The organism is Arthrobacter sp. L77 (assembly GCF_000816565.1).
Lineage (GTDB): Bacteria > Actinomycetota > Actinomycetes > Actinomycetales > Micrococcaceae > Arthrobacter_D > Arthrobacter_D antioxidans.
In genome coordinates, this window is record NZ_JWSU01000004.1 from 451,613 (window position 1) to 475,413 (window position 23,801).

Below are 23,801 nucleotides of genomic sequence, written 5' to 3' on the forward strand. Positions count from 1 at the left end.
CGCCACGGTGAAGGCATGACCGACCCTCCCCTTCGCCTCCTCATCGCGGACGACGAGCCCCTGATCCGCGAAGGACTCACGGCACTGCTGGATGCTGAACCCGACCTTCTCGTCGTCGCCTCGGCAGCCGATGGACGGGAGGCCGTCGGCCTCGCCACGTCCCATCGCATCGACGTGGTGCTGATGGATATCCGCATGCCCGTCCTCGACGGCATCGAGGCCACCCGGCGGATCCGCGCGCTCCCCGGCACTCCTCCTCGCGTCCTGGTGCTCACCACCTTCAGCGACGACGACTTCCTGCTCGGCGCCCTCCGGGCCGGAGCCCACGGCTTCGTCCTCAAGCGCTCGTCACCGGCTGACATAGCAGGCGCCATTCGAACGGTCGCCCATGGGGACAGCCTCGTCCTGCCCGCCACCGTCCGCTCCCGGCTCGTGCCCGAGAAGGACGACCGGCACGAGCTGCGGGCCAGGAGACTGGCGCAACTGACGTCCCGCGAGACGCAGGTACTCGCGCTGCTGGCGGAGGGCCGCAGCAACGCCGAGATCGCCGGCGACCTTTTCGTGAGCTTTCAGACCGTGAAGACACACGTCGGTTCCATCCTCGCGAAACTCGACGCCCGCGACAGGACACAGGCTGCCGTCATCGCCCACGAAACCCGGCCGGGGCCAGCCTCCAGAGGGCGATGAGGCTGAGTACCCCCGTCACGGGAACCCCGAACAGCGGGATGAGGGCGAGCGGGAAGTCGGCCAGGGACGCCATGAGGGGATCTCCCAGCAGAGTGAGCGTGATGCCCGTGCCGACCGCTGTCACGAAGTCGCTGAAGCTGAAGACATGGAACGCCAGATACGCACGGTGTCCGGCACGTACGCCCAACCGAGGGGCGAGGAGGACCACACCGACCGCGAGGACGCCGGCGATCAGGTCACCGATTCCCGCAATCATGGCGAACGACGCCGGCAGCAGCCCCGCAGCGCCGTAGGCGAAGAAGACCAGTGCCGCCGGAACCCGCCAGACGTTGAAGACCGTCAGATACGGCAGTGGCGCACTCAGGAAGAGAGCCTGCATCTGCGGACTGCGCGCGACCGCCAGCAAGGGGACCAGCATCCCTACTGCGACGAACGCCGGAATCACCATCGTCGGAGCCACCTCGACCATGCCGGCGAGGACCCCGCTGGCCGACAGAACCGTCGCCGCGACGAGCCAGAGCCCCAGCGCCGACCCCCAGCGTCGCAGCAGGCGCCGCCGCTCCCGACTGCTCACCGGATGAACCACTACCTCGGACTGCATGTCACACCCCCACACAGAGTTTGAATTTCCTACTCACTCAGGATCACCCACTGGGTTGGAAAACACAACTGTCTGTCGCTAGGATTTCTCCATGGCGATCTCCCGTGTCCGTGACTGCTCGATAGCCGAGGCGCTCAGCATCGTGGGCGACCGGTGGACCCTGCTCGCGGTGCGGGAGCTGATGTTCGGTGTGACCCGGTTCAACGACATCGCCGAGCACACGGGCGCGTCCCGCGACATCCTGACGTCGAGGCTGCGCCGACTGGAATCCGAGGGCTACATCAGGCGGGAGAAATACAGCGACCGACCTCCTCGGTTCGACTACCGACTGACAGGAAGCGGCGAGCAGCTGCTCCCTCTGCTGCTGGCCTTGATGCGGTTGGGCGACGATCGCCGCGCCGACAGTCCTCCCGTGACGTGGCGCCATGGGAGGGACGACGGGGAGCACGATCTCGTCGTCGAGGTCACCTGTCACGTCTGCGGCGAACCGGCGACCCAGGGAATCCATTCACCCCATGGCATCGGCGTGCAATAAGGCATCCCCGCGGGGACAGGAGCCCGCATGGTCGGCCTGCTGCTCACCGGGCCGCGGGGACGATCCGCCTGCTGCGCCCAGGGGTGGCGACCGGCTCTTGACGCCGATCCGACCGAGCGCGCAGACTACCGAACAATTGCTCAGCGCCCACCTCGCCCCCGAGTGACGTGGGGACGAGTGACCGAAGAGGAGCCGCAGCACTGAGAGAGCTCGCCGATAACGGATGTGCCGCCGTGACCATCCGCGAGAACGCCGCTGATGCCTGCGTGAAGGCCGCTGCCACGGGCAACGGGTTGCTCGATGCTGCGATGGGCGCCCGCGGAGGACGGCGATGAGGCTTCTGTTGGCGACGGCGGGCTCCCGCGGCGATGTCGAGCCGTTCGCCGCCCTGGCAGACCGGGCGCTTGCAGCGGGGCACGAGGTGCGACTGGTTGCCCCGGAGAACTCCGGCGTCGAGCTGGGCGACCTGGACATGGTGGGCATGGGAGTCGACTACACGCGGATGATCGAGGAACAGGGCGTCTCCCTCATGGCGGCGCTCCGTAACTACCGCTCCGTCGTGCGTCCGGTGATGCGAGGCGTCATTGTCGGCAGCGCGCGAGCGGCGCTCGAGTACGAACCCGATCTGATCGTGTATCACCCGAAGGTCCTCTCGGCTCCGTTGGTGGCGGACGCCCTGGGGGTGCCACACGTCATGGTCGAGATCGTGCCGACCCTCACACCGACGAGGGTCTTCCCTGCCGCAGGCACGGTCACTCGGGGAATCGGCCCGCTGAACCGATCGACGTACCGGGCGGTGGGCACCGCATCGGTCATGTTCCGCTCTGAACTCGACGAGGTACGCAGGATGGTCGGCGGACGAACGCGCAGGTCCTCCGCCCCCGCAGCCACCCTCATGCCCATCAGCCCGGCAATACTTCAGCGCCCCCACGACTGGCCGGCATCGGTGCATCTCACCGGGCCCTGGACTCGCGCACATCGACCGGCGACCCTCGCTCCCGGGATCGCCCAGTTCATTGCGGACGGTTCATTCATCTACGCAGGTTTCGGCTCGATGGCGGCGGGAGACGCCGCAGCGCGCGGGCGCACGATCGTCGATGCGGCACGGGCTCGCGGTAGCCGCTGCCTCGTCGCTACCGGTCTCGGCGGCATCGACGTACCTCCGAACCGCCTCGGCGACGACGTCCTCGTCGTGCGGACCGTGTCGCATGCAGTGGTGCTTCCACAGGCGACTGCGGCGGTGCATCACGGCGGTATCGGCACCGTGCACGCCGCGATGACTGCCGCAACGCCGTCGGTGATCGTTCCTTTCATCGCGGATCAACCGTTCTGGGGAGCCCGTCTGGGTGAAGCGGGCCTGACGCCGGCACCGATCCCGCAACGCGCGCTGACCGTCCCCGCCCTCCACGCCGCACTCGACGAGGCGGAGCGGTGCCGTCCCCGCGTCAGGGAGGTCGCCCAGGCCATGTCCACGGAGAACGGGACACTGACGGCATTGACCGTCCTCGCATCGATCCGCTGATGAAACCTTCGGCTCCGTCGGCACCAGGCCTACGCCTCGTCGATGACCTCGCCGAGGTACTGGATGGTGAGGACCGGCGAGTCCATCTCGTCGGTGCCGGCGACCATCGCGACGTACAGCTGCTGGCCTTCGAAGCCGACGGCGATGTAGTCGAAGCTGGTCCAGGCGGGGTGCTCCGCGGCGCCGTGCCAGGCCGGGTGCAGCAGCAGGTCCTCCCATTCGGACTCCGGCGGCAGGCCGTGCAGACCGAGGGCTGCGACGACCGAGTGTTCGACGGCGACCGGACACAGGAAGTACTCGCGGGACGCGTACGGGCTGATGTCGACCAGGACACCCTCCGCGAGGGCCTTCTGGCGGGCCGGGCCCGGGTGCCTCTCGGGGACCTCGCGGCCGAGCTGGTGTTCGAGCAGATCGACCTGCTCCGTGCTGGGCATCCCCTCCGGGTGGAGATAGGGGTTGACCCGGCATGCCGGGTCGTAGGGCACGAACCAGGAAGGTTCATCCGGCTCCCTGGTGTCCGGCGGCCGCCGGTAGGCCTCCTCGAGCACGGCGGTCTCCCCGAGCAGCCCGATCATCAGGCGATCCAGGTCCACGGCTCCCAGGCCCGCACCGTACTCCGCGTCGGCGTGCCGGACCCCCTTCTTCGCGAAGCAGTAGGCCGCGAGCCCGTGCGCGAACGTGCGAGGCCCCTCCCAGCCGAGCTCGAAGTCCGAGGCCACCTCGGCAGCGACGACCGCGAGACGCTGCAGGAGAGCGGAGGTGTAGTGACGCCGGTACGACGGCGGCAACATGTCGACGACGCGCGCCCCGGCGGAGGCGATGTACTCCTGCAGGTCGCCACCGGCGGCCTCCAGGGTGCGCAGTGCGAAGATGTCGTCGAAGATCCCGCCCAGGACGATCGGGATGGACTGCCGCAGGGCCCCTCGGAGCAGCTGCGCGAGGACCAGCTGCTCCAGCCGCTCCTCGGGAGACTCGTAGTCGGACGCAGGGAGCCGGCCGTCCTCGTCGAGCTGCATGCGTCCGATGCAGTCACCCTGCAGCTCCGGACCACCGAAGTAACCGAAGATCGACAGGTGGACGCCCTCGAGCTTGCGGCCCTCGTTGATCAGTTCGATCTGCCTGGGGGCCAGGTCGTGCGGGTCGATCTCCGGTGCCATGGCTCTCCTCGGTCGACGGTGGCGCCGGACCAGCCGGGCGCCGCGGACCGTCAGGTCTCGGGTGTTCCTTCGATGGCCAGGATCGTGACGTCGACGCGTCCCACGGTCAGGCCGCTGGACTGGATCAGGTGTGCGGCGATGTCCTGCACCTCGCGCGCCAGCCCGAGGGCAGGCCTGGCGATGTTGGTCGCGACGTCGATGTGGATGTCGAGGACGCCGTCGGTCAGCGAGAGGACCAGGCCGTCACGGGTGGCGACGGTCGGGGACGCGGTGTCGGACCGCAGGGTCCTGTGCAGTTGATTGACCGAAGCGACCTTCCACCGGGTCATGACGCTGCGCACGGTCGGCTCCAGGCGCACCACCCCGGGGTGCGCGACGATGGTGCTGCCGAGCGTGTCGGCGATGCTGTCCAGGTCCACGACCCTCGCCTGGGAGGGATGCTCAGAGGTCATAGAGGTCCTCCACGAGGATGTCGATCTGCTGCATGGTGATGGAGGTCTGGGCCTGCACGATGGTCCCGACCCGTTCGCGGAGCAGTTCCATGGTGGCAGGTATTCTCACCTGCGACGAAAGAGCCACGGTGAGGGTGATCCGCACGTCCTCGACGTCGATCATCGTGGTCGCGGACGCCCCTCCCTGCGGGGCCTGGCCTGCCTGGGGTGCCTGGATGGTCCGGGGCGCGGTGACGGTGCAGCGTCGCGCGCGGACGCCGGGCAGGGTCGAGGCGGCGAAGCGGATGAGTGCGCTCAGGGCCTGTTCGCTGATATCGATGGTGCCCAGGGGCGTGGTGGCCAGCGGGGTGCGCCGGCTCCGGCGGACCTCGGCCCGGGCGACCATCATGATCGCCTCCTTCACGCGGTTACCCGGCTGCAGGGCGGGGTTGTCCCGATCACGGTCGCGCATCGATTCGGTGACCGCGACGAGGTGGTGCAGTGCTGCACGCGCGCTCTGGCAGTCGGTGCAGGTCTGTTCATGCGTGCTCGGCGGCTGGTCGATGGACGCCCACACCTCGTCGATGAGCCGTCCGCACCCCAGCCGCGGTTGGTCCTCATTCAACGCCATGGTTGCATCCCTTCTGCGAGGAGTCGTCGGGCCCGTGCAATACGTCCACGAACGGTGCTCTCGGGTTGTTGCACGATCGCGGCGATCTCAGCGTAGGAGAAGTTGTGGACTCCCCGCAGCAACCAGCACACCCGGAGGCCGGCCGGGACGGTCTGCAGGAGATCGGCTAGGGCCTGCATCTGCGCCTCGGTCTCGTGGTACACCGCCGGGTCCTGGGCGGGTCCCCCGGCCGGCATGGACAGCTGGTTCCACAGCTCACCCTCTCCTCCAGCGCCCGGCGTCCCGGGGGCGCCGTCGTCGAAGGAGACAGGGTCGGTGGGCCGTCGAAGGCTGCTGCGGAGCTGGTCGAAGCATTTGTTCGTCGCCGTCCGGTACAGCCACGGGATGAAGGCCTGTGGGGCCGAGAGGTTCGGCAGGTTGCGCCACGCGGCGATGAAGGTCTCCTGCACGATGTCCTCGGCTTCCGCGTGATCGCCCAGCATCCGGAATGCCAGCCGGAAGACTCCGCCCTGATAGGCGGAAATCAGCCATTCGAACGCGTGGAGGTCGCCGTCCTGCGCCCGGGCGACGACGGTGAGCTCATCGAGGTCGTCCAGCGACACCGCGGATCCCACTCCGTCAGGGACGGGTTCCGGCCGATGCCCCGGCCGCGGTTCGGGCCCGGATGACGGCGGGGGTGCATGACCCCGCAGCAGTTCTTCGCGGGTGCCGGGGCCCCGCCCGATCATCCGGCCCGTCGGGGCCGTCTCGACCAGGGAGACGAGGTCAGCATCCGGGCGTGCCTCGATGTCCGGCAGGGAAGGGTGTCGGGGCGGCTGCTGATCATCGTCGTGTCGGGATTCCACGGGATCTGCTTCCTCTCCAACTCGACGCGGCCGGCCTCGACGGAACCGGCCCATTTCGTTCAGCATAGGCGAGCATGTCGCGGCCGGTGCGCCCTGCCCTCTGCGGGCGCCTGTCGAGGCGAGGAGAAGTCATGCAAGAAAAGTGCACCGTCGGCGTGACGATCCGGGATCGATGGCGTCTTTAAGTGTGTACGGCAGGAACCCCTCACACAGGAGATCGATTCAGATGACAGAGGACCAGAGCACCGCAGCACGCCGGGCAGCAGTCATTCCCGCCACGGGCGAGGAGCAGAAGCGCCAGGCGGAGCAGTCCCAGGAGGTCGAGAAGACCCAGCCGGTAGGACCGCTGCAGACCCGGCTGGGCCACACCACCATCGCGGAGACCGTCGTGCAGAAGATCGCCGGCATCGCCACCCGCGAGGTTCCCGGCGTCTACGCGATGGGCAGTGCTGGGCGCAGGGCGTTCAGCAGCCTCTCCGAGCGCATCCCCGGATCCCAGACCAACGTCAGCGGCGGGGTCAGCGTCGAGAAGGGGGAACGCCAGACGGCGATCGACCTGTCGATCGTCGTGGAGCACGGCGCATCGATCGTCGAGGTCAGCCAGATGATCCGCCGCAACGTGATCTCCTCCGTCGAGGAGGCAACCGGGCTGGAAGTGATCGAAGTCAACATCAACGTCACCGATGTTCACCTGCCCGAGGACGAGGACACCGACACCCACGACGCCACCGCCCGCGCGGAACTGCAGTAGGACCCACCGGGCCATCGGGGCCATCACCGCGCCATGCTTCCGGTGATGGCCCCGGACACGGGGCGATGAGGCCTCACCCGAGCGCCTCGACCGTCATACCCCACCTGTAATCGCGCCCCGAGAAGGCGCTCAATGGAAAGGCACCCGATTATGAGCACCACAGCTATGGGCCTGCTGACCGGCCTCGTCCTGGGATGGGCGGCAGCGTTCGGCGGATTCTACGAATTCGTCCTCGTCGCGTTCTTCGGCGCCGTCGGCCTGGTTGTCGCCCGCATCATCGACGGCAAGCTCGATCTCGGGGCACTGACCGGACGATCCACCACCCGCCGGTGAGCGACGTGGACCCCACCGCCTCCCAGGCCTCGGCCCGGCACACGGGAACCGAACTTCGTCCGGGGCGCTCCCGGGCAGACTCGCCCACCCCTTCCACCCGGTCCGCCACCTCTGATCCTTCGACGAGGGGAACGCTGGTCATCGCGGAACGGGCCATCGAGAAGGTGGCGAGCAATGCCGCATCGACCGTCCCCGGCGTGAGCGGACCCACGGGGGGCTTCCTCGGGCTCGGTGCCCGCCACAAGGAGACGGCCCGGCCCAAGGCCGACGTCCAGCTCAACGGGCTCATCGCGTCCCTCCGCCTCGAGGTCGGCATCACCTACCCGGCACCGCTGAAGCAGACCACGGAGCTTCTGCGGGCAACGGTCCGCGACGACGTCTCCAGGATCTGCGGGCTCGACGTCCGGCAGGTCGACATCGACATCAACACCCTCCTCGACCCCACCCGGGGCCAGGGCCGAAGGGAGCTCGCATGAGCCACCCAAGCACCTCCCAATCCCTGCATCGCCGCTCGAGCCGGTCCCTCCCGGCAACCCTGACAGCGCTGGTCCTGCTCGCCGTCTCGGTGGCCGGAGCATGGATCGGCATCACCCGCATCACCACCGGCTCATGGCCCGGCTTCCTGGGAGCGGCGCGGGAAGGTCTCGCGCCGCTGGCGTGGAACTCGCCGCAGGTCGTGGCGGCCGCGATCATCCTGTCCGCCCTCGGACTGATCCTGCTGCTGGCCGGCATCCTCCCCGGCCAACGGGGAACCATCCGGCTCGTCGAACCGGAGAACCGCCGGGCAGGGACATCCGAAGCCGTGGTCACCCACCGCGGACTGAGCCGGATCGCGGCAGCTCACATCGACCGCACCGACGGCGTCGATCGAAGCTCCGTCTCCACCACCGCCACCCGGATGGACGTCGAGGTCCGGACGCCCCTGCACGATGCAGGTGATCTGGCCGATCGCCTGAAGGCGTCCCTCGGAACCAAGATGCAGGAGCTCGGGGTCACGCCTCAACCGGTCATCACGGTCCGGGTCCGCACCACCAACGACTAAGCACTGTCAGCCCACGGCCGCTCGATGGCCGGTCGCAGTAGAAACGGAAGTAGGAACTCATGAGGGACACCGCCGGACGGCTCAATCGCACATGGCTGGCCATCATCGGGTTGCTGGCCCTGCTCCTCGGAGCGGCCGGGATACTGCTCGCCACCGGGGCCGCCGCCACCATCACCGACTCGCTGGATCCGGGTTTCAGCGCCGCGCAGCCGGCCGACCCCGCGCTTCCGGAGTCCTTCGGGGACGTGGTCGCGGCCGATATCGCGCCAATCGTCCTGACGATCGTCGCCGTGCTCACGGGGATCCTGGCCCTGCTGTGGCTGCTCGCACAGATACCCCGCCGCCATCAGGCCCGCACCTTCCGCCTCCACGCCGAGGACGGGGCCGCCGGGTACACCCTGTGCGAGCCCAAGGTGTTCTCCGAGGCAGTCGAGAGCCATGTGCAGCGCCTTCCCGGCGTGACCGGAGCCGACGCGCTCCTGCGCGGCAGTGCCGGCGCCTGCGATCTCGCGCTCAACGTGAGGGTCGACGATCGCGCGGATGTCCAGGACCTGCTGCACCGCATCCACTCCGACGTCGCAGGGGACCTCGAAACAGCATTGGAAACACCCCTGCGGAAACTCGCCGTCCTGGTCACCGTCGGGAATCGGCAGCGCAACGACACCACGGCTGTCCTCTGACCGCCATCGCCTCCCGACCACAGCCACCGGGCAGGAGGGCTCCAACCGGTGGCGTCAGCGCCTGATCCCCTTCCAGAAGTACGCCACGGGGCCCACGAAGTTGATCGCGATGATGAGGGCCCACATGCCCTTGCTGCCGTTCACGGTGTCCCTGGGCCGTGTGGCGAGGTCCATCCAGGCGAACGCTGCGAGGGACAGCTGGAGGGCGCCGAGGACCAGCACCCTCGCCTTCTGCCCGTCCGTCAGGTCGCTCCAGCGTTTCCTGGCGGCCTTCTTCGAGTGATGGGTCGATGCCTTGCGGTCAGCCATGGGTGTCTCCCGGGTCGGAGCCGGTGCCGGAAGCGGAGCTGATGCCTCGTTCCCCGTGCACGGGCCGGGCGGAACATTCGGATGCAAGATTCCACCACGGACCGCGTCCCACCACCATGCCCGAGGCGAAATTTCCGGGACGGCGGCGAAGCACCACCCTTGACGCACCGGGAAAGCCCCGCCTACTCTTCGTATACGATTTCGTACTCGATGAGGAGCAACGGGTGGAACTGCTCGACGACGGCGTCCTGGCCGCAGCCCGCAAGGTCATCGCGGTACATGTCAACTACCCCAGCCGTGCCGCACAGCGGGGCCGCACGCCCGAGCAGCCGTCCTACTTCCTCAAGCCGGCATCCTCCCTCGCCCTGTCCGGATCCGACGTCGAACGCCCCGCGGGCTGCGAGCTGCTCGGCTTCGAGGGCGAGATCGCGCTCATCATCGGCGCCCCCGCCCGCCGGGTCTCCCCCGGGACCGCGTGGAGCCATGTCCGGTGGGTCACGGCCTCGAACGACCTCGGCGTCTACGACCTGCGCTACGCGGACAAGGGCTCGAACCTCCGGTCCAAGGGCGCGGACGGCTTCACCCCGGTGGGCCCGGGACTCCTGCCGGCCGACGCCGTCGACCCCGCCGCCCTCCGGATCCGCACCTGGCACAACGGCGCGCTCGTCCAGGACGACACCACCGACGACCTCCTCTTCCCGTTCGCGCGACTCATCGCGGACCTGTCCCAGCTCCTCACGCTCGAAGCCGGCGACATCATCCTCACCGGCACGCCGGCCGGAGCGTCGGTCGCCGGTCCGGGTGACCTGCTGGAGGTCGAGGTGACCGCGGGCGGCCTGGCCACGGGGCGGCTGGCCACGACGGTCACCGAGGGCACGACGCCGCTGGCCGCGTTCGGTGCCCGTCCGAAGGTCGACGACGTCCAGCGCGAGGAGGCCTACGGCTCCCGCGAGGCGGCCGGGCTGCCCGCGCCGGCGATCGTCCTGACACCCGCACTGAAGGCGACGCTCGAGAGTGTCTCCACCGCCACCCTCTCCTCCCAGCTGCGCAAGCGCGGGCTGAACAACGTCAGCATCGACGGCCTGACCTCCACCCAGCCGGGCCGGCGCGTCGTCGGGCTCGCCCGTACCCTCCGCTACGTGCCGAACCGCGAGGATCTCTTCGTCACCCACGGCGCCGGCTACAACGCCCAGAAGCGCGCCGTCGACACCGTCGACGAGGGCGAGATCCTCGTGATGGAGGCCCGCGGCGAGAAGGGCACCGGCACGGTCGGGGACATCCTGGCCCTCCGCGCGCAGGTGCGCGGGGCGGCGGCGATCATCACCGACGGCGGCGTCCGCGACTTCGCCGCGGTGGCCGCCATGGACATGCCCACCTTCTACGCCAACCCGCACCCCGCCGTGCTGGGTCGGCGCCACATCCCGTGGGACACCGACGTCACGATCGCCTGCGGCGGGACCACCGTCCAGCCCGGCGACATCATCGTGGCGGACGCGGACGGCATCCTCGTCATCCCTCCCGCCCTCGCAGCCGACCTGGCCGAGGACGCCGTCGCGCAGGAACGGGAGGAGGTCTTCATCGCGGAGATGGTGGCCGACGGGCACGGCGTGGACGGCCTGTACCCGATGGACGCCGCCTGGCGGGAGCGCTACGCCCGGTGGCAGGAGCGGCGCGCCGATGGCTGAGCCGGCCGCGACCACCGACGACGCCCCCGCGGCGGGCAGCAAGTCGCAGCAGGCCTACGGTGCCGTGAAGCAGCGGATCGTGGACGGCGCCTATCCGCCCGGCCATCGACTGGTCCTGGCCGCGATCGCCCAGGATCTGGGGGTCAGCGTGGTGCCCGTGCGGGAGGCCATCCGCCGGCTCGAGGCCGAGGGACTGGTGACGTTCGAGCGGAACGTCGGAGCCACGGTCGCGGGGATCGACCCCACAGAATACCTCTACACCATGCAGACCCTGAGCCTCGTCGAGGGAGCGGCGACGGCGCTGTCCGCGCCGCTGATCGGCGTCGCGGACCTCGAGCGGGCCCGGGCGGTCAACGAGGAGATGCGCGCGAGCCTGCAGGACTTCGACCCCCTCCGCTTCACCCGGCTCAATCAGGACTTCCACGCCATCCTCTTCGAGCGCTGCCCCAATCCGCACATCCTGGACCTGGTGCACCGCGGCTGGAACCGGCTCGCCTCGCTGCGCTCCTCGACCTTCCGCTTCGTGCCCGAGCGCGCCCGCGAGTCCGTCGAGGAGCACGCGCACCTGCTCGCGCTCCTCGCGGACGGGGCCGACGCCGACACCGTGGAACGGGCCGCCCGCCTCCACCGCAGCGCCACCCTCGACGCCTACCTGACGCACTTCAGCGCCACCGAAGCAGCCACCCAAGCAGCCTCCCCAGCAGCCACCCCAGCAGGCTCCGCAGCAGCACACGACCACGGTTAGGACCCACCCATGACGATCTCCGGTGCACAGCCGACCGCAGCGACCGCGCAGCACATCCCCGAGGGACTGCCGTCCTCCCTCCAGCACTACATCGACGGCCGGTTCGTCGACTCCGTGGGCGGCGGGACGTTCGATGTGCTCGACCCGGTGTCCAACACCACCTACGCCACCGCGGCGGCGGGCCGGCAGGAGGACATCGATCTCGCCGTCGCCGCCGCGCGGAAGGCCTTCACCGACGGACCGTGGCCACGGATGAAGCCCCGCGAGCGCGCCCGCGTGCTGAACCGGATCGCCGACGCCGTCGAGGCGCAGGAGGCCCGGCTCGCCGAGCTGGAGACGTTCGACACGGGCCTGCCCATCACCCAGGCGAAGGGCCAGGCCCTCCGCGCGGCCGAGAACTTCCGCTTCTTCGCGGACCTGATCGTGGCCCAGTTCGACGACGCCATGAAGGTCCCCGGCTCGCAGATCAACTACGTGAACCGGAAGCCGATCGGCGTCGCCGGACTGATCACGCCCTGGAACACGCCGTTCATGCTGGAGTCCTGGAAGCTCGCGCCCGCCCTGGCCACGGGCAACACCGTGGTCCTGAAACCCGCCGAGTTCACGCCCCTCTCCGCGTCCCTCTGGGCGCAGATCTTCAAGGACGCCGGGTTGCCCGACGGCGTCTTCAACCTCGTCAACGGCCTCGGCGAGGAGGCCGGCGACGCCCTCGTCAAGCACCCCGACGTGCCGCTGATCTCCTTCACCGGGGAGACGACCACGGGCCAGACGATCTTCCGGAACGCGGCGGCACACCTCAAGGGGCTCTCGATGGAGCTCGGCGGGAAGTCCCCGTGCATCGTCTTCGCGGACGCGGACCTCGACGCCGCCATCGATTCGGCCCTGTTCGGCGTGTTCTCCCTCAACGGGGAGCGCTGCACCGCCGGCTCCCGCATCCTGGTGGAGCGCGCCGTCTACGAGGAGTTCTGCGAGAAGTACGCGGCCCGCGCGAAGACCATCGTCGTCGGCGACCCGCACGATCCGCGGACCGAGGTCGGGGCGCTCGTGCATCCGGAGCACTACGCCAAGGTGGCCTCCTACGTGGAGATCGGCAAGACGGAGGGCCGCCTCCTCGCCGGCGGCGGACGCCCCGAGCACCTGCCCGAAGGCAACTACATCGCGCCCACGGTCTTCGCCGACGTCTCCCCCGACGCGCGGATCTTCCAGGAGGAGATCTTCGGGCCCGTCGTCGCCATCACCCCGTTCGAGGACGACGCCGAGGCCCTGGCGCTCGCCAACAACACGCGCTACGGGCTCGCGGCCTACGTGTGGACGAAGGACCTCACGCGCGCCCACACGTTCGCGCAGGACGTGGAGGCCGGGATGGTGTGGCTCAACAGCCACAACGTCCGCGACCTGCGCACGCCCTTCGGCGGCGTCAAGGCCTCCGGGCTGGGCCACGAGGGCGGCTACCGTTCCATCGACTTCTACACCGACCAGCAGGCCGTGCACATCACGCTCGGCACCGTCCACACCCCGAAGTTCGGCAGTGTCACGGACGCCGCCGCCACCGAAGGCTGAGCCTTCCTCCGTTCGCTCGACGAAGAGAGAATCCCATGACCACCCCCGTTCCCACCCCCTCGGTCCCCGCCCCGGACATCGTCCGCTGCGCCTACATGGAGATCGTGGTCACCGACCTCGCCCGCTCGCGCGAGTTCTACGTCGACGTCCTCGGCCTGCACGTCACGGAGGAGGACGAGAACGCGATCTACCTCCGCTCGCTCGAGGAGTTCATCCACCACAACCTGGTGCTGCGGCGGGGCCCGATCGCCGCCGTCGCGGCCTTCGCCTACCGGGTGAAGTCACCCGCGGAGGTGGACGCCGCCGAGGCCTACTACCGCGAACTGGGCTGCCGGACCGAACGCCGCCGGGACGGGTTCACGAAGGGCGTCGGCGACTCGGTGCGCGTCGAGGACCCGCTGGGCTTCCCGTACGAGTTCTTCTACGACGTCCAGCACGTGGAACGCCTCACCCAGCGCTACGACCTGTATTCGGCCGGCGAGCTGGTGCGCCTGGACCACTTCAACCAGGTCACCCCCGACGTGCCGCGCGGCCGCGCCTACCTGGAGGACCTCGGCTTCCGCGTCTCCGAGGACATCCAGGACTCCGACGGTGTCACCTACGCCGTCTGGATGCACCGCAAGCAGACCGTGCACGACACCGCGCTGACCGGAGGCAACGGCCCGCGCATGCACCACGTGGCGTTCGCGACCCACGAGAAGCACAACATCATCCAGATCTGCGACAAGATGGGCGCCCTGCGCATCAGCGACCGCATCGAGCGCGGACCCGGGCGGCACGGCGTCTCCAACGCCTTCTACCTCTACATCCTCGACCCGGACGGCCACCGCGTCGAGATCTACTGCCAGGACTACTACACGGGCGATCCCGACAATCCCACCATCACCTGGGACGTCCACGACAACCAGCGCCGCGACTGGTGGGGCAACCCCGTGGTGCCGTCCTGGTACTCGGAGGCGTCCCTCGTCCTGGACCTCGACGGCAACCCCCAGCCCGTCGTCGAGCGGGACGAACGCAGCGAGATGGCCGTCACCGTCGGTGCGGACGGCTTCTCCTACACGCGCAGGGACGACGACGGCGTCGAGGGCTTCAAGCTCGGCACCCAGCTCTGACGTCCGCGCCCACGAGCCACCGAAGGAACCCCGATGCTTGATCCGCAGACCATCAGCCAGATCGCCGACGAGCTCCTCGACGCCGCCCGGACGCGGACACCGGTCCCGCTGCTGACCGCCCGCTACCCGGGGATGACCGTCGAGGACTCCTACGCGGTGCAGCGGCTGTGGCGGCGGCGGAACGAGGACGCCGGCCGCACGCTCGTGGGGCGGAAGATCGGGCTCACGTCGCGGGCCATGCAGGCCGCCACGGGCATCACGGAACCGGATTACGGTGCCATCTTCGACGACATGGTGTTCGAGACCGGTTGCTCGGTGTCGTGGGACGCCTACACGCGTCCGCGGGTCGAGGTGGAACTCGCGTTCGTGCTGAAGACCGATCTCACCGGGCCCGGCTGCACCATCGTCGACGTCCTGAACGCCACCGACTACGTGGTGCCCGCCCTCGAGATCCTCGACTCGCGGATCGAGATGGAGGGGCGCACCATCGTCGACACCATCTCGGACAACGCGGCGATGGGCGCCATGGTGGTGGGCGGCAGGCCGGTGAGGCCCGACGCCGTCGATCTCCGCTGGGTGTCCGCCATCCTCTACAAGAACCAGGTGGTCGAGGAGACCGGCGTGGCCGCGGGGGTCCTCGACCATCCGGCCAGGGGCGTGCACTGGCTCGCGAACAAGATCGCCGCCCACGGGGATGGGCTGCACGCCGGGGACATCATCCTCGCCGGGTCCTTCACCCGCCCACTCTGGGTGGACAGGGGCGATACGGTCCACGCCGACTACGGACCGCTGGGAGCCGTCACATGCCGCTTCCACTAGGGGATTCCTTCCGCGACGCACTGGCCGCCGCCGACCGCCCGCTCGTGGGCATGTGGGTGTGTTCGGGCAGCCCGCTCGTCGCGGAGATCTGCGCCGACTCCGGACTGGACTGGCTGCTCGTGGACGCCGAGCACAGCCCGAACGGGCTCGAGTCGATCCTCGCGCAACTGCAGGCCGTCCACGGGTACCCGGTGCAGACGCTCGTCCGGCCGCCCGTCAACGACGCCGTGCTCATCAAGCAGTACCTGGACCTGGGCGTGCAGAACCTGCTGGTCCCCATGGTGCATTCCGTCGCGGACGCCGAGGCCGCCGTCGCCGCGACCCGCTACCCACCCGAGGGCGTGCGCGGCGTCGGGTCGGCGCTCGCGCGGGCGGCCCGCTGGAACCGGGTGCCCGGCTACCTGGCGCACGCGTCCTCGACGATCAGCGTCACCGTGCAGATCGAATCGGCGGCCGCCGTCGAGGCGGTGGCGGCCATCCTCGCCGTCGACGGCGTCGACGCGATCTTCGTCGGCCCGTCGGATCTCGCCGCGTCCATGGGCCTCCTCGGTCGGCAGGAACATCCCGAGGTGGTGGCCGCCGTCGAGCACTGCCTCGCTGCCTCGGCGCGGGCCGGGAAGCCGGCCGGAGTCAACGCCTTCACCCCGTCCGTCGCCCGGCGGTACCTGGACGGCGGAGCCGGGTTCGTCCTGGTCGGCGCCGACGTCTCCCTGCTCGCCCGCGGGTCCGAGGCCCTGGCCGCCGGGTTCATCCCGAGCTCCGACGACGGTCCGGGCACCAGCTACTGACGGCCCCGGGCGCAACAGCCGATGCCCGCGGGGGAGGCGGGGTGGTCAGCGCCGCTCCTCGGCCTCGGCGCGGTCGATGGCCCTGGCGAGCCGGTCCCGTTCCTTCCGGATCCAGCTTCCTCCGCCGTAGTTCTGCATGAACTCCTCGGCGAATGCCACGGGGTCCGTGCCGACGACGTCGCGGAGGGGCGTGCCCGCGGCGACGCCCTGCTCGAGCAGGTCGGCGAGGTCGTCCAGCATCGCCATGAGGCTCGTGCTGTCGCCGCTGGGTCCGAGGTTCAGGAGGTAGTGTTCCAGCGCGAGGGCCGCCTCACGGTAGCCCTCGGGCAGCCGGCGGACGCGCTCCCTGTACGCCCTGTACCGCTTCTTGCCGCCGAGGTCCCCGACGATCTTCTCGATCCACATGGTCACCGTCCTCCTTCGCGGAGCTGTTCGAGCCGTTCCGAGAGGAAGCTCCACGTCCTCCAGAACTCGTTGAGGTAGTCCTGTCCCTGCGCGTTGAGTGAGTAGACCTTGCGCGGTGGCCCCTTCTCGGAGGGCACCTTCTCGACGTCGACGAGGCCGCGCTGCTCGGCGCGGATCAGGAGTGCGTAGATGGTGCCCTCCGCGATGTCCGTGAAGCCCTGCTCCCTCAGCCACGCCGTGATCTCGTAGCCGTACGCCGCCCTGCCGGCCAGGAGGGCGAGGACGATTCCCTCGAGGGTGCCCTTCAGCATCTCCGTCGCCTGCTTGCCCATCGGCCCCCTCCTTCTACTCCCTCTTGCTATCTACCGGTACAAAGTAACACTGGGTACCGGTAGATAGCAAGAGGGAGTAGCGGCATCCTCCCGACGGTTCTCCCGCGCCGGAGAATTCGTTACGCTCCGAGCATGACCCCTCGCCTCCTCGCCGTCGCCCCGCGGGGGCCGGTGACCCTCGCCGCCCTCCTCCTCGCCGTCGTCGCCGCCTTCCAGGCAGCACTGGCCGCCGGTGCTCCCTGGGGGAAGGCCGCCTACGGGGGCGCGCACCGGGGCGTGCTGCCGGCGGGGTACCGGGCGTCGAGCGCCGCATCGACGCTGGCCTACGCCGCGCTGGTGGCAGTCACCCTCGGTCGGGGCCCGGGACCGACGGCGCGGCGCCGGATCCTCAGGGTGGCGTCGGGGCTGATGATGCTCGGGACGGTGATGAACCTCGCCTCCCGGTCCCGGGTCGAGCGCCTGGTGTGGACCCCGGTGGCCGGGACGCTCGCCGTCACCCTGCTGCGTGTGGCCCGCGCCTCCCGGACGGTCCCTTCCGACCCCGGGCCATCGTCCGCCCCGTCCCCTGAATCCTGACGGAGCTCACCGTCCGCACCGGATCCACCGTCGACGTCGATCGCAGCGCCTCCCTTCAGGCGCGTGACTGCTGAGGCTGCTGGTCGATGTCGTTCAGCTGGGAGAGGAGATCGGCACGGATCACCGGGTCGAGCGTCGATGTCTCGACCGCCCTCCGTGCTCGTGCCCGGTGGCCGTGAAGGGCCGGCGCATGGGTCGCCAGAGTGCCGGCCCGGGACGCGGTGATCGTGATCTCGGAGAGCATGGCGATGCTCCGACCCGCTGTCCGAGGGCCTGTGAAGGCATAGGTGACGAGTTGGTCCATGACGAGATCGAGAAGCTCCGCGAAGGAGGGAAGCGTCAGGTTCAGCCTGGCTCGATCATCGGTGTCGTACAGCGTCACGGGTCCGGTCGTCCTGGCGGTGAGGGAGCAGAGGACCGCGGAGATGTGGCTGAGCGCGTGGACCGCGGTCGTGGGGTCGTTGACGCCGGGTGAGAGGGCCTTGTCGGTGACATCGAGGAGTTGCTGCAGCCCGAACGACGGGTCCTGCGTGGCCGTGCGCTCGAAGTCGGTTCTCAGGGACCGGGACACCGCGTCCGCCAGCCCAGCCAGCCGGTCACCGTCGAGCGGACCCGCCTGTGCACTCCACACGCGGGCGACCGGCACCCCGGCGACGAGCGACGCCCCGGGCGCCACATCGAGGGACACGAAGGCTTCGAGCCGCGCTGCAGCCGACAGGAGGGCCCTGGTGTCGACGCGGGTGAGGAAGCCCGAGGACGATGCATGGACGATGTCCGGTCGGCCGCCGGGGGACGGAATGCTCGGCCGTCGTGAGTCGTGCTCGGGGAAGACACGCTCCAGGGTCTCGTCGGTCTCGCGATGCACATCACGCAACATGGTCTCGACGCGGATCTGCCGTGCCAGGTAGGCCAGGAACAGGACGAGGCCGATGACGGTGATGATCGTCAGCGCGAAAGCGGTGGTCACGGCGATCTCGGGGACGAACGCCGGCCCGGCCCTGGTCTCCACCCGGATGCTCCGCAGCACCGTGAGAGCGAAGACGAAGGTCGCAAGGAACAGGGCGAGTGTGTTGTGGACGAAGCGGTCCCGCGTGAAGGTACGCAGGAGCCGCGGGGAGAACTGGCTGCTCGCGAGCTGCAGGGTGACGACCGTCAGTGAGAAGGTCAGCGCGGTGACGGTGATGGTCGAACCGGCGATCGTCTCCAGCAGTGACCGCGCCGCCTCGGGCCCCCCGCCGAACAGGATCCCGGAAACCACCGGCGGCATGCTGTCGTCGAGGTGCCGATCAAGAGAGGGAAGAGTCTGCCCCAGGATCAGGGCGAGGACGACTGCGACCAGTGGAACGGGCCACAACTGGACACGCAGGGCTTCCCGCACGGACTCTTTACTCATATCCATGCTGCTCATTCTGGACCACTCGCACAGCGAGCCGACTGCTTGTGGGCTACACAGGAGGCCTCGTGCTTGCTTCTGACCTTTCATCGCTGCGCCGTCCGATCATCGGAGCGCCCATGGCCGGAGGGCCCTCGACACCTGAGCTGGTAGCGGCGGTCACCAATGCCGGTGGCCTGGGGTTCCTCGCCGGTGGGTACAGGTCGCCGGATCAGATCAGCCGGCAGATCCGTGCCACCCGGGCCCTCACCGACGGCCCGGTAGGGGTCAACCTCTTCGTCGTGTCCGCCACCGACCCCGACGAGGAGGAGCTCGAGGCATACCGCCAGGAGCTCCAGGTGGAGGCGGACCGGCACGGGGTCGAGCTCGGGAGGGCCCGCTGGGACGACGATGCGTGGGAGGCCAAGCTCGACGTCGTGCGCGCGGAGAGACCGGACATGGTGTCCTTCACCTTCGGCTGCCCGGCCGCCACCGTTCTGCACGAACTCGATGAGCTGGGGATCCTCACCGCGGTGACCGTCACGGATGCTGCTGAAGCACGCACCGCCGCAGGCCAGGGCGCCCGGGTCCTCGTGGTGCAGGGGCCCGGGGCCGGAGGCCACCGCGCAACCTTCGACCCCGCCGCCGAACCCGGTACACACCCGCTTCCTGCACTTCTCGCCACCATCAGGACCATGACCGACCTGCCTCTGGTAGCAGGCGGGGGCATCGGTACGCGCACCCTCGCCGGCGAGATACTCGGCGCCGGGGCGGTCGCCGTCCACGTAGGAACGGCGCTGCTGCTGGCCGACGAGGCGGGAACATCCCCTGCGCACCGCTCGGCGCTCAAGGACCCACGCTTCACGGAAACGTCGGTCACGCGCGCATTCACCGGACGACCGGCACGGAGCCTGCGCAACCGCTTCATCGACGACCACCCGATCACGAGCCATGCCTACCCCCACGTCCACCACCTGACCGCCCCCCTGCGCGCAGCCGCAGCCGCGCGCAACGATGTGCAGGCACTCCACCTCTGGGCCGGGACCGGGTACCGCCGTGCACAGCAAGGCTCCGCGGCCGACATCGTCGCCGCGCTGACCCCCTGATCCTGCCGTGGACAGGATCAGGTGCCGCCGTCGCCGATGGCCGCAGGACGTGGTGTTCTTTGCGTTGACGCAAAAGCGCGGCGGATACTGGTCGCCATGACTGAACATGGGGTGTCCGACGGTGAGATCGACGCGATGATGCGCGCGTCCCGGGTCCTGATCGCCGTGGTGGCGAAGTCTCTGGCGGAGATCGAGGACGTGGTCTCGCCGGCCCAACTGCGGGTGGTGGTGCTCATCGCCAGCCGCGGAGCACAGACCCTGGGTGCAGTGGCCGACGACCTCGGAGTGCATGCATCCAATGCGACCCGGACCTGTGATCGTCTCGTCGCCTCGGGCCTGATCGAACGCAGCGAGAACCCTTCGGACCGGCGTTTCCTGCAGCTGCGCCTGACCGATGCAGGCACGCGGTTCGTGGCGGATCTCATGGCGTATCGCAGGGCCGCGCTGGCGGAGATCATCGGCCGGATGCCGGCCCAGGACCGCCAGGGACTGCCGACCGTGATGGGTTCGTTCGCCGAAGCGGCCGGGGAGGGCTCGCAGGAAGCGCTGCCGGCAGTTCTCGGGCTCGGCTTCTGAGCCGAGACGGTCCGGCCGGGCCGCAGGAGCGGCGGTGCCGGATCGTCGACCCGGGTAACAGAGTAGTTGCGGTTTCGCAACGGTTCTTCGAACGACCGTCCCTGTGCTTGGTCAGGCAAAGACAGCCTGCTTACGATTGCCCGAAGCGCAGCGCGCCCGCGATTCCTGAGACCGAGCAAGGGACGCCGATCCCCGTCCACGACGGATCCGCGCATCCTTCTGCGACACTCTCCAGCGGATCGTCCACTGCAGACCGGGACCGCCCGGATACCTACGAAGGAGCTCTCATGCAACGCACCACGTACGGTCGTCGTCAGTCCCTGGCCCGACGTTCAGCCGCCCTGGCGGTGATGGCCGCAGTGGCGATGACCGGCTGCAGCGCTCCCGAGGAAAGCATGGATGCCATTGCCACCGGCGAGGACGGGCAGGTCGGTGTCGTGGAACTGCGCAGCATGCTCATAGTCTCTGCCGAGGAAGGCAGGCCGGGCCGCCTCCTGGGGACGCTCGACAACGAGTCCTCCGCCGCCGTCGAGGTCATGATCAGCGACTCGGACGATCAGGTGGCGGTGACGGTGCCGGCCAACGGCCAGTACCCGCTGGACACCAATGAAGAGATCCTCAGCACCGTCGAAGCGCCCCCCGGTGCGCTCACGCAGATCACTCTGGCGACGCCCTCGGAATCCGCCACACTCGATGTACCGGTGCTCGATGGCACGCTCGACCAGTACGAGCCGTATCTCCCCGACTGAGCCCCGGACCTGCGGGCGACACCCCCTGCAGCGCCGACCAGGTCTCGAGTTTCTGCCCGGGTGTCCCGTGGCCGTCGGCGTGGAGGGTGGCACTGTTGGAACAGTACTGCGGTGGTGGATCGTCACGATGCCGCGCGTCCACGCCCGCGTCCGTGGAGGGTGCAGAATCAAGGGCATGAAGATGGCTGCAAGGCGTCGGGCAGCGCGGGAGGACGGGCCTGCCTCGACGGACGTGACGGCGCGGTCGGGCAGCGCGTACGGGGAGGCGGTCCGGGCCGTCGGGGAGGGCGAGATCGACGCCGACGAGGCCGCGGATCACCTGATCGGCCTGATGACGGAGAGGGAGATCCTCGGACTGCTCGACGGCGACTCCCCCGGCCTGCTGCTCCCGCTCATCCCGACGCTGCTGGGTCGGCGGCCCTTCGTGGCCGGGGCTGTCCCGCGGCTCGGCATCCCCGGCATCCGGTTCAGCGACGGCGGCCGCGGCGTGGTGATCGGCGCATCCACGGCCTTCCCTGTGACGATGGCACGAGCCGCGACCTGGGATCCGCTGCTGGAGGAGCGGGTCGGTCACGCGATCGGTCTCGAGACCCGCGCGCGGGGAGCGAACTACTCCGCTTCCGTCTGCGTGAATCTGCTCCGCCATCCCGCGTGGGGCCGGGCGCAGGAGTGTTACGGGGAGGATCCCGTGCTCACCAGCCGGATGGGGGCGGCCCTCACGCGAGGCGTACGCGTGCACGCCATGGCATGCGTGAAACACTTCGCGCTCAACTCGATGGAGGACGAGCGCTTCGAGGTGGACGTGTCGGTCGACGACCACGCCCTGCACGAGGTGTACCTACCGCATTTCAAAGCCGTCGTGGACGCCGGCGCGGACTCCGTGATGAGTGCCTACAACCGGGTCCGGGGCGAGTACATGGACGTCAATCGCCCCTTGCTCACGGAGGTGCTGCGGCACGAGTGGGGCTTCACGGGGTTCGTGACGAGCGACTGGGTGTTCGGCGTCCACGATGCGGCCCTCAGCCTGGAGGCGGGGATGGACGTGGAGATGCCGTTGCGACTGCTGCGCGCCCGCGATCTGCCGGCCGCGCTGCGGCGCGGCGACCTGGCCCGTGCGACCGTGCTGCGGTCCGCGCACCGCATCCTGCGCACGTGCGTGCTGCACGCCGTGACCCGGGAGGCGGCGGGCCCGTCCCCCGCCCTTGTCGCGTCCCCGGCGCACCGGGCGCTTGCCCGCCAGGCCGCCGAGGAGTCGATCGTCCTGCTGAAGAACGAACCCGTCGGCGCCGTCCAGCTGCTGCCGCTGACGCCCACCACCGGGCATCTGGCCGTGATCGGACGGCTCGCGACACGGGCGAACCTCGGCGATCATGGCTCCTCCCGCGTCCGGCCTCCGTCCACGGTCTCTCCGCTGCAGGGGTTGCGTGAGGCACTTCCCCGGGTCCGGATCACGACCACCTCCGGCAGGAACGAGCGCGCAGCGGCCGCGCTGGCAGCCGCAGCGGAGACCGCGATCGTCGTCGTCGGCCTGGACCAGCACGACGAGGGCGAGTCCGTCGTCACCGGGGGCGTCGACGTGAGCGTGCTCGGCCGGGCCTTCGGCTCGGGATTCCTCCGTCGGCTGCTCATCGGTGTCGCACACGTGGCGTCACGCTTCGTCCGGGGCGGCGACCGCAGCTCCCTGGACCTGCGCCCGGCCGATGTGCGCCTCATCCACGCGGTCGTCGCTGCGAATCCCCGGACCGTCGTCGTGCTGATCGGCGGCAGCGCGATCCTCACGGAGGGATGGCGGGATCGTGTGCCGGCGCTCCTCATCGCCTGGTACGGCGGCATGGAGGGCGGCCGCGCGCTGGCGAGCGTGCTGACCGGCAGGACGGAGCCCGGCGGGCGGCTGCCGTTCGTGCTGCCGACGGACGCCGCGCATCTGCCACCGTTCGACCGCACCGCGAAGTCCGCCGTCTACGACGACGCGTGGGGTCAACGCCGGCTGGACCGCGAGGGACATGCACCCGCGTTCCCGTTCGGCTTCGGCCTGGGCTACACGACGATCGGGCACCGGCTGCTCGATCACAGGTTCGACGACTCGGGCGGCGAAGCACACGTGCTCGTGACGAATACGGGCGACCGCGAGGGCTCGACCGTCATCCAGGTGTACGGCGCGGACGTGTCCGCCCGGAGGCCGGTGGCCCAGCTCCTGGGCTTCCGGAAGGTGACCCTGCAGCCCCGCGCGGAGACAACGGTGCGGGTCGCCCTGGATGCGGGGCCCACCCTGCAGCGCGATCCGGCCACGCGGCGCTGGTCCCCCCGGGCGGGTGACTGGGCGCTGCTCGCCGGCCAGCACAGCCCGGGCAGCTGGGCGGACGCACCCCGGTTGCGACGCCCCGGAGGGCTGGAAAGACCGATGGGCGAGGAAGGCGGCGCGGACGGGCCACCTTCCTGACATCGACGGGCA

General features: G+C 69.6%; 28 protein-coding genes. 19 read left to right on the forward strand and 9 right to left on the reverse strand.

What is annotated here, in order from left to right:
* Positions 1 to 15: 15 nt before the first annotated feature.
* Positions 16 to 687, forward strand: coding sequence for a response regulator (locus RY94_RS04675; RefSeq protein WP_043442254.1), 672 nt, complete (start codon positions 16 to 18; stop codon positions 685 to 687).
* Here the strand turns inward: RY94_RS04675 and RY94_RS16670 are convergent.
* The gene (locus tag RY94_RS16670; protein ID WP_156135018.1) at positions 641 to 1,261 is read right to left on the reverse strand and encodes a hypothetical protein; all 621 of its coding nucleotides are present in this window, start codon (positions 1,259 to 1,261) and stop codon (positions 641 to 643) included. The genes RY94_RS04675 and RY94_RS16670 overlap by 47 nt on opposite strands.
* 118 nt (positions 1,262 to 1,379) lie before the next feature.
* Between RY94_RS16670 and RY94_RS04685 the strand changes: the two genes are divergently transcribed.
* A complete protein-coding gene (locus RY94_RS04685; RefSeq protein WP_043442256.1) occupies positions 1,380 to 1,823 on the forward strand; it encodes a winged helix-turn-helix transcriptional regulator in 444 nt (147 codons plus the stop codon).
* A 331-nt stretch (positions 1,824 to 2,154) separates the two neighbouring features.
* Entirely contained in the window at positions 2,155 to 3,345 is a 1,191-nt protein-coding gene (locus tag RY94_RS04690; protein ID WP_043442258.1) for a glycosyltransferase, read from the forward strand.
* Between the two features lie 29 nt (positions 3,346 to 3,374).
* Here RY94_RS04690 and RY94_RS04695 read toward each other — a convergent pair whose 3' ends face one another.
* Genes RY94_RS04695 through RY94_RS04710 form a run of 4 tightly spaced genes read right to left on the reverse strand, consistent with a single transcriptional unit; the run spans position 3,375 to position 6,166 of the window.
* Positions 3,375 to 4,502: a hypothetical protein gene (locus RY94_RS04695; RefSeq protein WP_043442260.1), complete on the reverse strand. Its 1,128-nt coding sequence runs from the start codon at positions 4,500 to 4,502 to the stop codon at positions 3,375 to 3,377.
* Positions 4,503 to 4,552: 50 nt separating this feature from the next.
* Positions 4,553 to 4,954 (reverse strand): hypothetical protein, encoded by a 402-nt coding sequence (locus tag RY94_RS04700; RefSeq protein WP_043442263.1) that lies wholly within the window; start codon positions 4,952 to 4,954, stop codon positions 4,553 to 4,555.
* Positions 4,944 to 5,564 (reverse strand): Asp23/Gls24 family envelope stress response protein, encoded by a 621-nt coding sequence (locus RY94_RS16675; RefSeq protein ID WP_052273947.1) that lies wholly within the window; start codon positions 5,562 to 5,564, stop codon positions 4,944 to 4,946. Before RY94_RS16675 ends, RY94_RS04700 begins: the two co-directional genes overlap by 11 nt.
* Positions 5,555 to 6,166, reverse strand: a complete 612-nt coding sequence (locus RY94_RS04710) for an RNA polymerase sigma factor (RefSeq protein ID WP_231554417.1) — start codon at positions 6,164 to 6,166, stop codon at positions 5,555 to 5,557. Before RY94_RS04710 ends, RY94_RS16675 begins: the two co-directional genes overlap by 10 nt.
* Positions 6,167 to 6,635: 469 nt before the next feature.
* Between RY94_RS04710 and RY94_RS04715 the strand changes: the two genes are divergently transcribed.
* From RY94_RS04715 to RY94_RS04735, 5 genes are all read left to right on the forward strand, one after another.
* Positions 6,636 to 7,160 (forward strand): Asp23/Gls24 family envelope stress response protein, encoded by a 525-nt coding sequence (locus RY94_RS04715; RefSeq protein WP_052273948.1) that lies wholly within the window; start codon positions 6,636 to 6,638, stop codon positions 7,158 to 7,160.
* 150 nt (positions 7,161 to 7,310) lie between these two features.
* On the forward strand, positions 7,311 to 7,493 hold the full coding sequence (locus tag RY94_RS17675) for a hypothetical protein (RefSeq protein ID WP_043442268.1): 183 nt from the start codon (positions 7,311 to 7,313) through the stop codon (positions 7,491 to 7,493).
* A complete protein-coding gene (locus RY94_RS04725) occupies positions 7,490 to 7,969 on the forward strand; it encodes an Asp23/Gls24 family envelope stress response protein (protein ID WP_052273949.1) in 480 nt (159 codons plus the stop codon). The genes RY94_RS17675 and RY94_RS04725 overlap by 4 nt, the downstream gene beginning before the upstream one ends.
* The gene (locus tag RY94_RS16680) at positions 7,966 to 8,535 is read left to right on the forward strand and encodes a DUF6286 domain-containing protein (RefSeq protein WP_052273950.1); all 570 of its coding nucleotides are present in this window, start codon (positions 7,966 to 7,968) and stop codon (positions 8,533 to 8,535) included. The genes RY94_RS04725 and RY94_RS16680 overlap by 4 nt, the downstream gene beginning before the upstream one ends.
* A 59-nt stretch (positions 8,536 to 8,594) precedes the next feature.
* Complete coding sequence (locus RY94_RS04735; RefSeq protein ID WP_043442271.1) at positions 8,595 to 9,215, forward strand: hypothetical protein; 621 nt, start codon at positions 8,595 to 8,597, stop codon at positions 9,213 to 9,215.
* Positions 9,216 to 9,269: 54 nt separating this feature from the next.
* On the opposite strand, the gene RY94_RS04740 is transcribed toward RY94_RS04735, so the two are convergent.
* Positions 9,270 to 9,524 carry a PLD nuclease N-terminal domain-containing protein gene (locus RY94_RS04740; protein ID WP_052273951.1) on the reverse strand — a complete coding sequence of 85 codons (255 nt, stop codon included), beginning with the start codon at positions 9,522 to 9,524 and terminating at the stop codon, positions 9,270 to 9,272.
* A gap of 224 nt (positions 9,525 to 9,748) precedes the next feature.
* On the opposite strand from RY94_RS04740, the gene RY94_RS04745 reads away from it, so the two are divergent.
* The 6 genes from RY94_RS04745 to RY94_RS04770 are packed head-to-tail and all read left to right on the forward strand — an operon-like array spanning position 9,749 to position 16,233.
* Positions 9,749 to 11,209, forward strand: coding sequence for a fumarylacetoacetate hydrolase family protein (locus RY94_RS04745; protein ID WP_043442274.1), 1,461 nt, complete (start codon positions 9,749 to 9,751; stop codon positions 11,207 to 11,209).
* Positions 11,202 to 11,954, forward strand: a complete 753-nt coding sequence (locus tag RY94_RS04750) for a GntR family transcriptional regulator (protein WP_082046057.1) — start codon at positions 11,202 to 11,204, stop codon at positions 11,952 to 11,954. The genes RY94_RS04745 and RY94_RS04750 overlap by 8 nt, the downstream gene beginning before the upstream one ends.
* Before the next feature lie 9 nt (positions 11,955 to 11,963).
* Positions 11,964 to 13,514: a 5-carboxymethyl-2-hydroxymuconate semialdehyde dehydrogenase gene (hpaE, locus tag RY94_RS04755; protein WP_043442277.1), complete on the forward strand. Its 1,551-nt coding sequence runs from the start codon at positions 11,964 to 11,966 to the stop codon at positions 13,512 to 13,514.
* A 35-nt stretch (positions 13,515 to 13,549) separates the two neighbouring features.
* Positions 13,550 to 14,626 carry a 3,4-dihydroxyphenylacetate 2,3-dioxygenase gene (gene hpaD, locus RY94_RS04760; protein WP_043442280.1) on the forward strand — a complete coding sequence of 359 codons (1,077 nt, stop codon included), beginning with the start codon at positions 13,550 to 13,552 and terminating at the stop codon, positions 14,624 to 14,626.
* A 33-nt stretch (positions 14,627 to 14,659) separates the two neighbouring features.
* The gene (gene hpaH / locus RY94_RS04765) at positions 14,660 to 15,445 is read left to right on the forward strand and encodes a 2-oxo-hept-4-ene-1,7-dioate hydratase (RefSeq protein WP_043442282.1); all 786 of its coding nucleotides are present in this window, start codon (positions 14,660 to 14,662) and stop codon (positions 15,443 to 15,445) included.
* Positions 15,430 to 16,233 (forward strand): aldolase/citrate lyase family protein, encoded by an 804-nt coding sequence (locus RY94_RS04770; protein WP_197060593.1) that lies wholly within the window; start codon positions 15,430 to 15,432, stop codon positions 16,231 to 16,233. The genes hpaH and RY94_RS04770 overlap by 16 nt, the downstream gene beginning before the upstream one ends.
* A 45-nt stretch (positions 16,234 to 16,278) precedes the next feature.
* On the opposite strand, the gene RY94_RS04775 is transcribed toward RY94_RS04770, so the two are convergent.
* Positions 16,279 to 16,638 (reverse strand): DUF1048 domain-containing protein, encoded by a 360-nt coding sequence (locus RY94_RS04775; RefSeq protein WP_043442283.1) that lies wholly within the window; start codon positions 16,636 to 16,638, stop codon positions 16,279 to 16,281.
* A 2-nt stretch (positions 16,639 to 16,640) separates the two neighbouring features.
* Positions 16,641 to 16,970, reverse strand: a complete 330-nt coding sequence (locus RY94_RS04780) for a PadR family transcriptional regulator (protein WP_043442286.1) — start codon at positions 16,968 to 16,970, stop codon at positions 16,641 to 16,643.
* Between the two features lie 132 nt (positions 16,971 to 17,102).
* Here RY94_RS04780 and RY94_RS04785 point away from each other — a divergent pair, with 132 nt between their 5' ends.
* Positions 17,103 to 17,546 (forward strand): hypothetical protein, encoded by a 444-nt coding sequence (locus RY94_RS04785; protein ID WP_197060594.1) that lies wholly within the window; start codon positions 17,103 to 17,105, stop codon positions 17,544 to 17,546.
* Between the two features lie 55 nt (positions 17,547 to 17,601).
* Here RY94_RS04785 and RY94_RS04790 read toward each other — a convergent pair whose 3' ends face one another.
* On the reverse strand, positions 17,602 to 18,945 hold the full coding sequence (locus RY94_RS04790) for a DUF2254 domain-containing protein (protein WP_043442288.1): 1,344 nt from the start codon (positions 18,943 to 18,945) through the stop codon (positions 17,602 to 17,604).
* Positions 18,946 to 19,007: 62 nt separating this feature from the next.
* Here RY94_RS04790 and RY94_RS04795 point away from each other — a divergent pair, with 62 nt between their 5' ends.
* From RY94_RS04795 to RY94_RS04810, 4 genes are all read left to right on the forward strand, one after another.
* Positions 19,008 to 20,024, forward strand: coding sequence for a nitronate monooxygenase (locus tag RY94_RS04795; protein WP_082046059.1), 1,017 nt, complete (start codon positions 19,008 to 19,010; stop codon positions 20,022 to 20,024).
* A 96-nt stretch (positions 20,025 to 20,120) separates the two neighbouring features.
* The gene (locus RY94_RS04800) at positions 20,121 to 20,600 is read left to right on the forward strand and encodes a MarR family winged helix-turn-helix transcriptional regulator (RefSeq protein WP_043442293.1); all 480 of its coding nucleotides are present in this window, start codon (positions 20,121 to 20,123) and stop codon (positions 20,598 to 20,600) included.
* 287 nt (positions 20,601 to 20,887) lie between these two features.
* The gene (locus RY94_RS04805; protein ID WP_156135019.1) at positions 20,888 to 21,349 is read left to right on the forward strand and encodes a hypothetical protein; all 462 of its coding nucleotides are present in this window, start codon (positions 20,888 to 20,890) and stop codon (positions 21,347 to 21,349) included.
* Positions 21,350 to 21,524: 175 nt separating this feature from the next.
* On the forward strand, positions 21,525 to 23,789 hold the full coding sequence (locus RY94_RS04810; protein WP_043442299.1) for a beta-glucosidase family protein: 2,265 nt from the start codon (positions 21,525 to 21,527) through the stop codon (positions 23,787 to 23,789).
* Positions 23,790 to 23,801: the final 12 nt, after the last annotated feature.